Annotated in this window: 9 protein-coding genes; 3 read left to right on the top strand and 6 right to left on the bottom strand. The window is 58.5% G+C overall.

The genetic code is table 11. The annotated features are described in order from the left end of the window. Window positions 1-433: 433 nt before the first annotated feature. A complete protein-coding gene (locus tag K227x_RS28045) occupies window positions 434-2,041 on the top strand; it encodes a bifunctional folylpolyglutamate synthase/dihydrofolate synthase (protein WP_218933601.1) in 1,608 nt (535 codons plus the stop codon). A gap of 220 nt (window positions 2,042-2,261) precedes the next feature. Here the strand turns inward: K227x_RS28045 and K227x_RS28040 are convergent, their stop codons facing one another. Continuing rightward, window positions 2,262-3,017: an MBL fold metallo-hydrolase gene (locus K227x_RS28040; RefSeq protein WP_218933600.1), complete on the bottom strand. Its 756-nt coding sequence runs from the start codon at window positions 3,015-3,017 to the stop codon at window positions 2,262-2,264. Between the two features lie 457 nt (window positions 3,018-3,474). Continuing rightward, the gene (locus K227x_RS30975; RefSeq protein ID WP_218933599.1) at window positions 3,475-3,990 is read right to left on the bottom strand and encodes a hypothetical protein; all 516 of its coding nucleotides are present in this window, start codon (window positions 3,988-3,990) and stop codon (window positions 3,475-3,477) included. A gap of 197 nt (window positions 3,991-4,187) precedes the next feature. Here K227x_RS30975 and K227x_RS28030 point away from each other — a divergent pair, with 197 nt between their 5' ends. Beyond that, complete coding sequence (locus tag K227x_RS28030; RefSeq protein ID WP_145175881.1) at window positions 4,188-4,952, top strand: 4'-phosphopantetheinyl transferase family protein; 765 nt, start codon at window positions 4,188-4,190, stop codon at window positions 4,950-4,952. A 184-nt stretch (window positions 4,953-5,136) separates the two neighbouring features. On the opposite strand, the gene K227x_RS28025 is transcribed toward K227x_RS28030, so the two are convergent. The 4 genes from K227x_RS28025 to K227x_RS28010 all read right to left on the bottom strand — a co-directional run bounded on the left by K227x_RS28025 (window position 5,137) and on the right by K227x_RS28010 (window position 12,112). Further along, window positions 5,137-6,609, bottom strand: coding sequence for an IS4 family transposase (locus K227x_RS28025; protein ID WP_145175879.1), 1,473 nt, complete (start codon window positions 6,607-6,609; stop codon window positions 5,137-5,139). A gap of 336 nt (window positions 6,610-6,945) precedes the next feature. Then, window positions 6,946-8,628 (bottom strand): Na/Pi cotransporter family protein, encoded by a 1,683-nt coding sequence (locus K227x_RS28020; RefSeq protein WP_145175876.1) that lies wholly within the window; start codon window positions 8,626-8,628, stop codon window positions 6,946-6,948. Window positions 8,629-9,053: 425 nt separating this feature from the next. Further along, complete coding sequence (locus tag K227x_RS28015) at window positions 9,054-9,860, bottom strand: polysaccharide lyase (protein WP_145175873.1); 807 nt, start codon at window positions 9,858-9,860, stop codon at window positions 9,054-9,056. Between the two features lie 212 nt (window positions 9,861-10,072). Next, on the bottom strand, window positions 10,073-12,112 hold the full coding sequence (locus K227x_RS28010; protein WP_145175870.1) for a hypothetical protein: 2,040 nt from the start codon (window positions 12,110-12,112) through the stop codon (window positions 10,073-10,075). Between the two features lie 497 nt (window positions 12,113-12,609). On the opposite strand from K227x_RS28010, the gene K227x_RS31490 reads away from it, so the two are divergent. Beyond that, window positions 12,610-14,397, top strand: a complete 1,788-nt coding sequence (locus tag K227x_RS31490; RefSeq protein ID WP_218933598.1) for a BBP7 family outer membrane beta-barrel protein — start codon at window positions 12,610-12,612, stop codon at window positions 14,395-14,397. Window positions 14,398-14,725: the final 328 nt, after the last annotated feature.

Raw genomic sequence — 14,725 nt, 5'->3', positions numbered from 1 at the left:
CGACTGCAGTTGCTTCGTTATCCACGGGCAAGCTTCTGGAAAAAGGACGATAGGGGATCAATGCAAGGATAGGATTTGTACGCTACGGGGCGGCCAGTGCAACGGTTCATTGCCTCGGAAAACTTTGCGGACCCCGATGCCCCGAAATCGCGTCGATCCGGCACCGGATGACCCCCATCGGAGGTGACTCGGTTGGCGAGGCTTCCTGGCCGCGGGAGTTTCCTTCGGTGGGGTGGGCACCTGTCGATGGCTGGGGGCTGGAACCGACTGCGGCTGATCCGACCAACCGTTCCTCCATAAAGTCGGTTGCACTCGGCAGCGGAATGCACCGATCAGTGTAAATTGGGCCTGGTAGATTCAGCGATGCCGATGGGGCGTCGCTGTTCAGCGGGGCATCTGAGCCCGATTTTCGATCCTTTCCGGTACTAACACGTTGACACAACCGCCTGGCAACGACGATGGGATGCACGATCTGGGATCTTCGGATGCGTCCCAGTACCAGGCCGCGCTCGGTTTCCTGTACGACCGGATCGATTACGAGCGTATGACCGCTGGGGCGTCCAAGTACCCGTTCGGGTTGGCTCGGATGCGCCAGTTGCTGGATCGGTTGGGGCTGGCGCATTTTTTGTATCCTGCGTCCGCGACGGCGGATTCGCCGGTTGTGTCCGGCGCCGCGGGGCGGGCTGCTTCGTCGCCGTCCGCGGTGGGGCTTCCGGCGACCACTTTGATCCACATCGCGGGCACGAAGGGGAAAGGATCGACGGCCGCCATGGTGGCCGCTTCCTTGACCGCGTCCGGGCTGAAGACGGGGCTGTACACGTCGCCGCACTTGCATCGCCTGGAAGAACGGTTTCGCGTCGATGGGGAACTCTGCGAACCATCCACGTTGGTGGACCTGGTCGATCGCGTGCGACCGGTCGCCGCGGCGATGGTGGCAGAGTCGATGGTGGCAGAGTCGGTCCCGGCGGACCAGCAAGTCGCTGGACGGGAAAGCAGTCCAGCGGCCGCCTTGGAGACCGGCGGCGCAGCAGCAGGCGGTTCACCGTCCTTCTTTGAACTGACCACGGCGATCGCACTGCTGCACTTTCACCTTTGCCGCTGTGATGCGGTCGTGTTGGAAACCGGACTGGGCGGGCGATTGGATAGCACCAATGTGTGTTGGCCTACCGTGACAGCGATCACGTCGATCGGGCTGGATCACCAACACGTCTTGGGAAATACGCTGGGCGAAATCGCGGCGGAAAAAGCGGGCATCATCAAGCCTGGTGTGCCAGTCGTCAGCGGGGTGTCGGGGGGGGCGGCCGCGGACGTGATCGGACGCATCGCGGCGGACCAGTCGGCGCCGCTGTATCAAGTCGATCGGGATTACCGCGTCGATTGGCAGCCAGCCGAAGGTTGGGGGGCGAAGATCAAATTCACCGGCCACACGTCTCCCCTGGCCGGACCGGTCGATGTCGAGATGGCGATGGAGGGGCGGCACCAGGCTGGCAACGCTGCCATCGCAATCGCGGTCACGCAAATTCTGCGAAAACGTTGTGGGATTGCGGTGGATGACCAAGCGATCGTTCGCGGCATGGGGGGGCTCCGGTGCGAAGGCCGGATCGAACGGTACCAGCTTGCCGACCAAGTCATCGGGATTGTCGACGCTGCCCACAACGAAGACTCGATTGCCGCCCTGTGCGATTGTCTGTGCCGACGTGCTGCCGATGGTCCGCTAGCCATCGTCTTTGGGACCAGTTTGGATAAATCGGCCGGTCCGATGTTGGATCGAATCGCCAGCCTGGCTGATCACGTGGACCTGCGGATGTTGCAAATCACTCGTTTCCACGGCAATCCACGTTGGCGGCCGACGTCCGATCTGATCGCGTCGCTGCCACCGGCCATCGCCGCTCTGGCCACGGTCAACGAAGACCCGATCGCCGCTTGTGAAGCCGCCCGAAAAGCGGTCGCTCCCGGCGGCACGATGGTGGTTTGTGGTTCGTTCTTCCTAGCCGCCGAAACACGCGGTTGGATGAACTCGGCCCACGAAGGTCCTCGCTGACGTAGTGGAGAAGTTACAGCCTGATCATGCCCTGTAAGTCCGGTGGCCAGCAATGACGGTCAACTTGTTTGTTCGTTCGTTCCGTTCGTAGTACCGGCTTCAGCCGGATTTCTTGGCTCGATTTGATTCGATGCTCGGGCCCGATTCCGCCTGAAGGCGGTACTACAAACGGATCCGATGCAGCAGTTGTTGTTCCGTTGATGCCGATCCGGCACGCGACCTATTCGATGGTCATCGCCGCCGACGTCGCCTTGCGATCGGCACAGCGTACCGGAAAGTCGCACCCCAGGATCTTGTGATGCGTTTGGATCGCCACATCGGGACAATTGTTCTGTTCCGAAAGGTGGGCCAGGCAGGCCCATCGCAGCCGGTCGGGTGATGCCAGTTTCAATAGTTCAGCTGCATCGATGTTCGACAGGTGCCCCCGCGGGCCGCGGATACGGTGTTTTAGGAAATCGGGGTACGGTCCGTCGTCCAGCATCGCCGGGTCGTAATTGCTTTCGACCAACACGGCGTCCAGTGTCGCCATCGTTTCGGCCAACCCGTCAAAGATGTGCCCCAGGTCCGTCAGCAAGCCGAACCGGTGACGCGAATCCTGGATCACAAACACGACCCCATCGGCGGCATCGTGCGGGGTCGAATAGGTTTCGACGGATACCGGTCCAAACGAAAGGGTTTCGCCGGCAACGAAATGGCGGACATCGCAGATGTCGCCGATCTTGACCCGACGCCGGACCTCGACAAACGTCTTTTGCGTCACGTAGACCGGCAGACCAAACTTGCGATGAAAAACGCCCATGCCGGTCGTGTGATCGCGGTGGTCGTGAGAAATGATCAGTGCGTCGACGTCGCGAATGTCGCGACCGTGTTGGGCCAAGCGAAGTTCGGCTTGGCGGGCACTGATGCCAGCATCAAACAGCATTCGGACTCCGTCGGCTTCGACGAAGACACAGTTGCCGCTGCTTCCAGATTGCAAAGGGATAACTTCCATGATGGTGAAGTGTACCCCCGTTTACTTCCAGCCGGAAAGGTGCAAGCGGCCGGCCAGTAGTGGGATTTGCCAGAATTCCTGCGTCCTGGCACACGCCCAATGCCACCTACTTTGCAGACATGAGAGGTAATCGCCTCGATCAGGCGATCGCTTGTTCAAGTTTGTTTTTCTAGCCACGCAGTGGCGACAGCTTTCTGCCGGCGGCCTTGGCCGCCGTGTCAGTCGGCGCCAGACTTCTTCTTCCCCTGCTCCGATCGCCACCTTTGGCGGCGATCGGAGCAGGGGAAGAAGAGTGAGATTTTAACGTCGCTCCGGTGGCCACCGGCCACCGGCCACCGGCCACCGGCAAAAAGCTGTCGCTGCTCCGCAGCTACGGGGCTGCGCTTGCGCCGTGTACTAACGCCGTGTGCTAACGCGCAGGCGGCTGATTGAACCACCGCGACTAGCCGACGCGGATCGTTGCAATTGTGATTTCGACATCGCCGATCGGCATCCCCGTGGCCGCGGCGATCTCCTCGGCGGTGTGCCCAGCCTGAACCATCGATTCGACTTCGCTGCGCCGCACGCCGGCGTCAAATTCGGTGACCGCGGTCTGTTGGTCGTCGGCCACACCCTGTAGTTTTTCCAGACGGCGGACGCTTTCGTCGACTTGACGCAACAGCGTCTGCACGATGACGATGCGAGTGTCCAGTTCGGCTTTCAGTTCACGCTGCAGGTCGAACATCCCGACCTGCCATCGCTGGACCTCGGGCGGTGCGTCGGCCAGCGGCAGTACCGGTGTCTTGGATGATCGGATCCGGTCAAGTTCTTTCTTGGCCACCCGAGTGTCGGTGTTGACCCGTTTGCGGGCTTTGAGCGTTCGTCGTGCCAGCACCCAGCCCAGCATCACAAAACCGGCCACAGCCAGGTACTGAGCCCGCTGGGTGTCGGCCATCGCGATCAGAAGGTGCCAGGTCATCAGCCGTCGAATGTGTACGAGGTTGCGAGACGTTTCATCGATTGTCAAACGTCCTTATGCTTGATCGTCCGCCGGGGCCGTCGAAAACCAGCCCGGTTGAAGAAGCTCGCATTAAATCGACATCGTCGGTAAAGTCGGTTGTATCGATTGTTTGTTGTTGCGGGATCGCCCGCATTCCCCCGCAGTGTTTTGTTGCCATGATTCCCGATGACGTCCCCGCCGTGCCTGTTCGCCTCTGGCACGCCAGCAGTTCGTCGTCCGACGCGGGGCCGATTGAACAGTTTTGCGAAGACTGTCTGGACGAATCCGAACGCACTCGTGCCGATCGGTTCCGCCAACCAACCAGTCGAAATCAACACGTGATCGGCCGCGGGATGGCTCGGCGGCTATTGGGCGTCGGCGACATCTCACCCGCCGCGATCAGTTTTGATACCGAGACTTTCGGCAAGCCGTTCGTGACCGGTCCCGATGTCGCACGGCGGCCTTTCAACGTTGCCCATACCGACGGGCTGGTGGTCTGTGGCATTGCCGACCCATCGGATTGGCTAGTCGGAGTCGATGTCGAATGCCTGAATCGGCGAACGGATCCGGCACTGGCTGATCGGTACTTTTCGAAGCCAGAGATCGACTATCTGAAACAGTACCGCAACGAATCAGATCGCAGGAATGCGTTCCTGCGAGTCTGGACGCTGAAGGAATCGTTCATCAAGGCCATCGGCACTGGCCTGCAAACACCCCTGGCCGACTTTGCCTTCGAAGACATCGATTCCCCCTGCCCCACGATCCGGATGCTGGACCCGAAACTGCACAGCGATCGGCAGTGGCAGTTCTTCTCGATCACGCCAAGGCAAGGGTTCATCGGGGCCATCGCAGTAGCCAGCGAAACCGGCACCGCCAAACCAACGATCGAATTGCACAGTTTCGATGACTGGGTCGGCGCCCAATCATCGAAGCAGTCCTAACCAGCATCCAATCCCGTAGCGCAAGTCGCCAAGACTTTCGGCCACCCCCGCTCCCCCGCATCCAATCCCGTAGCGCAAGTCGCCAAGACTTTCGGCCACCCCCGCACCCCCACATTCAGTCCCCGTAGCGCAAGTCGCCAAGACTTTCGGCCACCCCCGCACCCAACGCCGTTAAGGAAATTTTTCATGCTGCATTTGAGAGGTCCAGTGTAGCTTTGGCAAGCTTCTGTTGCTCTGCGGTGGCGAGTTCAATTGTGGGTGGGCCGGTCCGGGGTTCCTCTTTTCGGCGTGGGTAGTTGCGACTTTTCTTTTTACTTGCGCGGTCGTATGTATCCGTCAACGCACCGGCCAAGAGACTCCGAAGCGATTCGCCCCGCGCGGGTATCTCGTTGGGGCAGTGCAGGATGTTTTGCAATATTCGTAACACCATCGCGACGCTCGTTTGAGCCGCCGGTTCGATCCGATCGATTTGTTCGCGAAGCGCCAGTAACTGCGCCATCCAAAGACCGACAAGCGACCAGGTTAACTCGTGCTCGACGACATCCGGCGTTCGCCCGAGCAGTTTCGAACGACCGTAAGTTTGCTTTAAGGATCGGAATTGCACTTCGATTCCCCAGCGTTTTCGATAAATTTCCCCAGCACGCGAATCACTTAACTTGCGTGAGTTCAATTCGTTGGTGACGAGATAGACTTCGCCACGTCCGTCGTGAAAGCGAAGTAGCCGAAGGACCAACGGCGGCTGCTTGCGTTGCTGTTTTTCTTTCGGCCAGCAGTACACGATGCCATCACGTTCGCGAACCCGTCCAAGTTGCTTCAGGAAGCGACAATTGCTTCCGACACGCGTCAGGAAGTGATGGCCGTGGCTGTCGATCGCGTTCCAAAAGTCGTAGCCGACGAAACCAGCATCACCGCAGATGAGCGTGTTTTTCGGTAGGTCTAAAGCATTCAGCATTTCCAACAGATGGGCTCGTTCGCTGGAATAACTCGGTCCGATTTTCCATGCCCATGGCAATCGCTGTCCGACATGCCACAGTAGCGTAAGCCAGACTTGAGGACCGACGGGCTGCGGATTGTAGTTCTTCTTTTTGCTCACCGGTTTTCGTTTGTTGGCGTGTCGACCACGCTTGTTCTTCTTGTTCTTCTTGTTCTTCTTGTTCTTCTTGTTCTTCTTGTTCTTCTTCGATCCCCTTTTGTTCTTTGGCTTGCAGAACCGCTTCTCGTTGGCCAGGGTTCGGCAAGCATCCAAGCGGGAACCGTCGACGGCCAACACCAACCAAATCCCAATGCGAAAACTTGCTTGATCTGTCTTCTCCATCAAATGATGCATTCGTTGGACCAGTGGCGGAAGGATTTGCTCGGTGTACTTCTGCAGTGCAGTGATCAGCGTCTGATACGAATGAATCCCGGTCGTACCGAATAAGCTCTCGACACTTTTGATCGCGTCTTTGGTGGATTCGACGAGCAATGATTGACTACTCCAAACCCATAGAATTGCGACCTGCATCAAGTGAGTCGGCACCCAATTGGCATTGCCGTGAACACGAACCTTTGCGAATAATTGGTCGTTGGCGATCCAGCGAATCGCTTTGGCCAGCTGTTCACCTTGAGTCATTGATTGCTTCTGTTTCGAAGCAGCATCCTTGCCACTGTTACTCATAGCCAGGCTCCTTTTCTTTCGACGATGTAGTCGAGGATTTTGGGGGGAGCCTGGCTTATTTCATTTATGGCCCTCCAAAAGCTATCCTGGTTACCTAATTCACTCGAAAAATTTCCTTAACGGCGTTGCCCCGCACCCCCACATTCAATCCCGTAGCGCAAGTCGCCAAGACTTTCGGCCACCCATCCGCGTCATTCGTGGTTAAAAAACCCAACCACCCAACACGCGCCAAAGCTCTCGGCGAGTCTCGCTACCGGGCGGCACAGCAGAACCCGCGAATCCGAATTCCACTCGCATCCGATCTGCGGGCCTAGGGATCAGGAAGAGGCGGAAACGCTACTTCTGGTTCGCGATCGTTTCGGCAATGTTGCAGGCGTGGTCGCGGACGCGGATGTAGGCGTTCAGCGACGCCATGAACGCAACGCTGACAACCGGCGGGATGGTTCCGGCCGATAATTCTTCCAGATGCTTGCGACGCAAAATCTTGACCTGGTCGCGGATCCGCTTATTGCTTGCGTCAGTGTCTTTCAACACGTTCGGATTGTAGTTCGTCAACGCTTGATGCACTTCAGAAACGTACGTGTAAACCAGTCGGTTCAGCGCCTCCAAATCCGTGCGTTGCGCCTCGGTGAATCGGAATTCATTGCGGCGAAGTTTTCGGTCGAACTTGTCCAGGTTCAGGATGTAATCGCTGATCGATTCGTACTCGTCCGCCAGACGGATTTGACGACGTGCTTCTTCGGCGGTCGCGTGCGATGCGTTCCCCGACAATAGGTTCGTGATGAATTCTGCCACCTCGTCTTGGACCGAATCCAGAACCTTCTCGCGGTGTTTCAATCGCTCGGCAAGTTTGGGGTCCGGGCTGTCGGCCAGCATCAATGTGCGATGCCATTCCAGCATTTTCAGGCAGCCGTCGCCCATCTTCAGGATCTCTTTGCGCGATTGCTCGATCGCCATCAGCGGGGATTCAAGGATGCGAATGTCGAGGTCGGTCAGCCGTGACTTTTCCTTGTATGGCAGCGACGGCAGTATTCGCTCTAGTAACCGGACCATGGGCGTCACGAACGGCATGAACAGCAACATGTTGCAAACATTGAACACGCTGTGAGTGGCCGCGATGGCCGCTACGGTATGTGGATACGTTGCGTTACCGTCGACCATCACCGCCTGGGAAACGTCAACGCCGATGATCGCCTGAATCAGCCGGATATACCATTGAAAGATCAGCGTGATCCAGAACACGCCCACCAGATTGAAAATGACGTGAAAGTAGGCCGCACGTCGCGCGTTGGTGGTTGTCCCCAGTGACGCCAGGAAGGCAGTGATTGTCGTGCCGATATTCTCGCCTAAGATCAACGCAGCTGCGGTCGGGTAAGAAATCAGTCCCTGCGTCGCTAGCGAGATCGTGATGCCCAGTGTGGCTGACGATGATTGCACCAACGTCGTCAGCACGCATCCAACCATCGCGCACTTCAAGACGCCCAAGTAAGTGTCAGCGCTGAACCTGGCAAACCATGCTTCGAAGCTGGGCATGTCCTTGATCGTCGAACATGCGTCCTTCATCACTTCCAAGCCAAAGAACACCATCCCGATGCCCATCGCAAACATCGCCCAATAACGCCACCGATCGCGTCTCGCAAACAGATAGATGAACGCAGAAAAGCCCAGCAGCGGCAGTCCGTACTTGCCGACTTTCAGCACCAGGATCCAGCCGGTGATCGTGGTGCCAACATTGGCGCCCATGATCACGCCGACCGCTTGGGATAGTTCCATCACCCCACTGTTGACGAACCCCACCACCATCACGGTCGTGATGGAACTGGACTGAACGATGCAGGTCACGACGACACCCACCGTCGTCGCAAATAATCGGTGGTTGGTGACCGTCCCGATCAGACGCCGAAGGCTATTGCCGGCCACCGCCTGCATCCCATCGGACATGTGCTTCATGCCCAGCAGGAAAATGCCGAGGCCGCCGGCGAGCTCGAAAACCATCTTGATCAGCGTAGATGAATCCAACGGATTGACGTCCAAAAACCAGGAATGCGGAGTGCTCGGAAATGGTTAACGTTTAATGAAGGCAGGATTGTACACGCGATCGCCGCCGCCCGGCATGCCAGACGCAATGGCTCGGCGGCCAGGCTCGCCCGAGTGCGAATGCTCGGGAACCAGCAGAGGCCCCACAATTCGGCTACCGCCGGGATCGGCGCCCTAAGGTGTCCGGTGGTGTCAATCCAGCAAAATCGCCGGTCCCGTCACGACAGCGGCTGCAATCGTCTTTGGGAGCCACCAGGGACATCCCGCGATCGAGTCTCGCTGGCCCCTTGGCGGCAGGCCAAACTTGGTCACTGCCTCTCCCCCCCGTGATCCGTTCCGCTCCGCAAATCCACGTGACCTCCGCCGATTGCAAAAATCGGTCCCGGCCCGCGCTGTCGCCGGACGTGTCACCGGTCGGCTTGCGACGGTCCGGCAGAGGAGGTTGGGTGGCTGATTTCGATGGCGACATCATCTACGAAAATGGTGTTCTCTGTATCGATGTCCGGGTGTCGGTACATGCCAAGCTTTAGGTAGTGACGGAACCCGTTGTTCATGTTGGGTCCATTGGCAACGAAGATGGGTTCAGGCGAATCGTCCAGGAAGCACTCCGCCATTCCGGTCTCGGTTTGTGACCAATGGACGTTTGCGACAACGCGGTACCAAACGTTCCGCTTGATCGCGACCGGGTCCGATACTGTTTGTTGGTGTCCGTCGCGAGTCAGTCCATAGGTCAGGCCGATCGCTAGTGAGCCGTCGACTTCGCCGATGTTCAGCGAGATTGGTGGGCTGAGGGAAGTGTGATTTTGCCAGGTTTCGTTTTTCAGCGGGTCAGGTTGGTCATGCCATTGAGCGATCACCCACCATCGATTGTCCGGGGAATCCGAAACGAAGTCTTCGGCAAGTTTGAACCGCCATTCATAGCGGACCACATCACCCTCGCAGTGCGGGAAGTCGACGCTAACTTCCGCGCGAACACCACCATGCAACTTTGGTTGGCCAGGCAGCAGTCGAAACCCTAGGCAAGTCTCCCCATCCGAATCCGCCCGAACAAGGCACTCACGACTCGGCACATCCAGACTCGCATGCACAGCCAGATCGTCCGACATGATCCGGCGAAGAAAAGAAAGTTCCTCCCCCCGACCACCCGCCCGCCCACACCCAGAAGCCCCCGCCCAAACAATCGCCAACAGCAGCAACACAACAAGATTTTTCATAGGTAGGTCAAACAGCAAATCGCGATTCAGGAAAGTGTCAACGGTGCGTTCGATTTGTTAAGGAATCATGGCGATGACGATCTGACTAAGGAGCGGGGCATGCAATGTGAACGCCACTATTTGTATTCGCTGGCGAATCGCGAAGCGATATCTCGCTGGAACGCAAACTCCACAAGATCTTTGTGAGGAGGTGGGGCTGGATGGATTGGGGGTTAGTTCATCGTTAGGATCGTTTGTTCGGTGTCTGGCCATTGGACCCAGATTCGTATTTTTAGCTGGGCTTTGGATTCGATGGTGGCGATGAGGGTTTGTAGCTGGGCGACTCGCGTGGTGGCTTGCTTTAGGTTCTCGGCTAGGGCGTCGTTGTGCTTCTGTTTGGCTTTGATGATTCGTCGGCCTGTGGAATCGGCCATGTCGTGTACGTCGGATAGGCGGATCGCTTCGCGGTGGACTCGCTGGGTTTGGTAATCAAGTTGCTGGCTGTACGCTTCGAGCGTGGGAACGGAAACTGCATTCCATGGAAGCGACGAATCCAATCGCCCGGCATAGCGAATCCGACATTGCAATTTGCGGCTGCAGCGAATGTCCATGCGGATGCCCAGCGAGACGTGTTCGTATTCTTCGTTGCTGAGCACCGCTAAGCCTCGCGTTCGTCGGACCGAATCAGGCGAGATCGGTTCGACCCAGGTCAGGTCGATGCCTTCGGGGAGATCGACGTCGATCGTGATGCGTGCTGCTTGCGGTGGTATGGGCGCGTGCAGATTCCAAGTGGGCATCGAATCGGGCGACTGCAGTCGCAGGGCATACGGATCGGCTTGGATGATTGGCCGCAGGTACGTGGTGGTGCCGGATCCGTCGCGAAGTCGACCATGGACCAGTCGTTTTGCGTTGACCGACCGCGCGGCTGATTCAGCCCAGGTCATCGCCAAACTGTCGTCGACCAAAGTGAAGTCGGCGATGACGGTGTCCTTCTGTGAGTCCATGACTTGCCATGGCGGAGTAGCCGATTCGCTGGACGATAGTGGGACGTCGAAGGGGAAGTCCAATGTCAATTGCGTGGGACGACGCGACGTGATCAGGACCGGTTCTAGGTGGTCGGCATCCGCAAGTTCGATCGCGGTGGAGCTTGCCCCAACATCATCGTCGACGATGGCGATCGACTGCTCGGATTCGGTTGGTGGTGGCTGCTGTTCGTCGATCGTGGCTAGTTGTGGGACCACGATCGATTCAGTGGAATCCGCGGGTTCGATCGGTCCGATTGGTTCCGGTGTTGGGACGCTACCCGGATCTCCGGAAACGGGGATGAACGCGTCCAAGGAAATGTTTTCCGGCGGAGCGACTTCCATCGAAACGGAAGACGGAGCCATCGACAACTCTGGTTCCAGCGGTGCCAGTTCGCGTTCCGAGGTGTCAGCGACAGGATCCAACTCGTCAGCTCCATCGCCATCGGAGGCGGTTTCCGAAAAGTAAAAGATGTCCTCGCTGCGGTCCGTTGGCCCGATGGGCCGCTTCGATGAGGGCGAGGTGGCGGAACGCTGCGAGTGGTTGTTGGCCGCCGTATCCGAGCCTGCCCCGTCGGTGCTTGCCACGTCGGAGTTTGACGACGCTTGCGTCAGTACATGGTAGGCCGCTGCTGCGCATCCGATGAGTGCTGCCGCGATGATGCAGGTTCGAAGATGATGCGAACGAGAGCGGCCGCGGCGATGTCGAGACGACGGATCACTGCGGATGGCGGGCTTGGGATCGACTGACGGGAATTTGTCGGAGGCGGATCGAAGGCTCGTGGCCCGATGGTCACCGGGGACGTCCGCTGTGAGTGACGCCGTGAAGTCTGCAATGCTGGCTTCGGATTCTTGCGTGATCGGCTCCGGTGCATTGCCGTGTGTTTGGTCGGTCGCCAGATCGTATCGGTTCCAGACCAGTTGGCCGTTGCCGTCGATGTGGCAATCCGAGACGGCGATGGCGGGCAGCGGGCGGGCGGTCTTGGATTCGAGGTCGGCCGCAACGCGGCGCAGGTGTTGGCACCAGTATTGGATGATCGCTGGGGGCGGATGTCCCAGTCGCTGGACCAGCGATGCCAGCGGTTCACCGTCTGGCGGCGCGGAATCGTCAGCCAGCGTGGACTCGGCCGCTGGCGGGACGACGGACGTGTGGTCGCCGAGTCCCAGCAAAAAGTCGGTGGCTTCGTCGGTGGTCAGTTGGCCCGAGTGGATCTTTTCCAGCGTCGATTCGATGATTTTGCGATCAAGCACGGCGTCGGCTCACAACGGAAGGAAGATGAGCGAAAGCGTTGATTTTCCGACAATTTTATCGGACTGGCGGGGTGCTGCGGGGCGCGTTCGGCAAAGTTTTCCTACCCGGTTCCAGCGGAATAACCAAATCTTTGCGGCCGGTCGTGCCGATAACTCCGCTTGGAGCGGTTGTTCTGAACGGTTGGATCATCGGGGACTGAAAAACCTGGATGATTCAACAAGACGAATCAGAGCAGCTGTTTCCAAAGGAGCCAGAGAAAGTAAGGGGGAGGGAAGAAAACGCCGCCATGGTTTGTCGCCGAAGACGCGACTAGCTGGGTGACGGTTTCTTCGGCGCGTCCGAGCATCCGTTGCTTGTGACGTGTTTTGGATCGGCAACGTCATGCGGCTGTGTTTTGCACATCCTCATGCCCAGGATCACCCCAATCAGTTGATAACCGGCCCACAGCGAGGCGGCAACGGCCGCGGAGACGTTTGCGATGCACCGAATGACTCATATGAAATCAATCACAACCTTGGTCGCCGCAGTGACGCTGGTCATTGGCGCATTCGCGGGGATCCGACCTGTCTCCGCACAACCCCCACGCGTTCAGCACGCCGACATTGATTACGAGGCCAGTGGCTTTGTGATGCCGGCCAGCGGCCAGATGCCGCCCGGAGCGATCGCGGGATTAACACAACAAGGGCCGGTGCAACGCACCGGTTATACGGCCCAAGCCGGACCGGGATACGTCCCACCAATGCAGGCCCAAGCCGGTGGTTACGCACCGCAGCATTCCATGCAGCAGGGATCCGTCCAACAAGTCGGATTCTTTGGCGGTGGTGGCAGCAGCTGTGACAGTTGCGGCGGCGGCTGCGACGGAGCCTGCGGGGCATCCTATGGGATGGACCCGAACATGGCTTACGGAGGCATGGGGTATGGCGGCGCGATGTACGGCGGGTGCGATGGTGCCTGTGGCGGTGCGTGCGGCGGAACCGGTGCCTGTGGCATGGGTGGCGGCGGCGTGCTCAGCAACGGCGGCGTGCTCGGAAAGATGTACGGCGGCGGTTCAGCGTGTGGCGGTTGCGGCCAACAGGGCTGTGGCCACTGTGGCGGGCTATCTAACCTGCGTCACATGTGTGTTTTCTGCCGTGGCGACGGCTGCGAAGCCTGTCAAATGTTCAACGGGCGTTCGCTGGTGGGATGCTTGGGGGCTCTGATGCCTTACACCGAAGCCGGAAAGTGTGCTCAGCGATGGTATGACGTGTCGGTCGAAGGCTTGTTCATGAGCCGATCGGGAGCCGAAGGAGTATCAGGAGTGCTGACACAACGCGGTGCTGGCCCCGGTGGGACCCCAGTGATTCGCGGCGAAGACGCCATCAATGATGACCTCGAAGAAGGCATCCGACTCTCTGGATCGCTGATTTTCGGAGCCGGCGGCAACATCGAAGGTACCTACATGGGTGGCCAGGAATGGAAGGGCAGCGCATCGGCAAGTTCACCGGCAACTCTGGTCGCCAACGGTGCTTTTGATCCGCTGGCCACATCCGGGCCGACTTCGTTCCCCTTCGTGATCTCGTCGGGAGCCGACCTGTACTCCTTCATCAGCGAGTTCGGGACCAATCCAGTGGGCGGCTTTGACGATACCGACCGTTCGATCTCGCAAACCGCGACTAGCGTAGCTCGATTCCACAGCGGCGAACTGAACTACCGACGCCGCACCGTTGGACCCTATTGCCGGTTCCAAGGGTCTTGGTTGGTCGGAATGCGATACCTTCGCTATGACAACAGCCTGGGGCTGGACATCGTTGGTTTGAACAACGACGGCACCGACGCAACGTTGACCGACGGTACCCAGCGGTTCTTCAGTTCATCCGACGGCGTCAAGAACAACATGTTCGGTGCTCAAATCGGTGGCGACCTGTGGTGGAACGTCATCCCCGGCGTCCAATTGGGCATGGAAGCCAAGGGAGCTTGGTTGAAGAACGAAGCGACTCGCCAATACAGCATCTCGGCCAACTCGATCGCCGGCGGCGGTCCTGGCACGATCCGAGATCGATACCGCGAAGACGATGGCACCCTGGCCCTGGAGTTCTCGACTCAACTGGTCTACCGCTTCAGCCACAGCTGGTCGTTCAAGTCGGCCTACTACCTGATCGCGATCGACGAAGTTGGCAGCCCCGAATTGAACGGTGAATTCATCCGCGACGCGGTGGCATCACCGTCGACGGCTGGCAAGCCAGGCATGGAATTCGACTCGCTGGTCCTCAACGGATTCTCCTTCGGTGCCGAATACCTCTGGTAATCGGCCCGCCCGACGGGGTGATCAGCGTGTGATTGTGGCCTTCAGCTTTGTCTGATTGTTACAAGCCGACGGAAACGTCAAAAAACTTTGAAAGTCCGTCCCGAGATCAGACTCGGACGGGCTTTTTTTATGCTCGGGTACCCGGTTTAGGTGTTTTGGATCGCCGTTAGCTGGTTTTCGGGGGATTCGCAGTGGGTGTTTGTGCACCGTTTGCAGGTGTCTTGACAGATTTTACTCAATCGCTTGGGAACTTTGATTGCGGTGATCCCGTCCGAACCCTTGCGTTTCGTTGACACCCTTGTGGGTCTAACTAGAATCGCACTCGCAG

Source organism: Rubripirellula lacrimiformis, from assembly GCF_007741535.1.
GTDB classification, from domain to species: Bacteria; Planctomycetota; Planctomycetia; order Pirellulales; family Pirellulaceae; genus Rubripirellula; species Rubripirellula lacrimiformis.
The sequence above is the reverse complement of the archived record's forward strand: the minus strand, read 5'-3'. Positions and strand labels throughout refer to the sequence as shown.

Coding starts and splice junctions, on each gene's coding strand:
- K227x_RS30975 (WP_218933599.1), bottom strand. CDS start 3,990: ATGACCTGGCACCTTCTGATCGCGATGGCCGACACCCAGCGGGCTCAG.
- K227x_RS28030 (WP_145175881.1), top strand. CDS start 4,188: ATGATTCCCGATGACGTCCCCGCCGTGCCTGTTCGCCTCTGGCACGCC.
- K227x_RS28025 (WP_145175879.1), bottom strand. CDS start 6,609: ATGAGTAACAGTGGCAAGGATGCTGCTTCGAAACAGAAGCAATCAATG.
- K227x_RS28015 (WP_145175873.1), bottom strand. CDS start 9,860: ATGAAAAATCTTGTTGTGTTGCTGCTGTTGGCGATTGTTTGGGCGGGG.
- K227x_RS31490 (WP_218933598.1), top strand. CDS start 12,610: ATGAAATCAATCACAACCTTGGTCGCCGCAGTGACGCTGGTCATTGGC.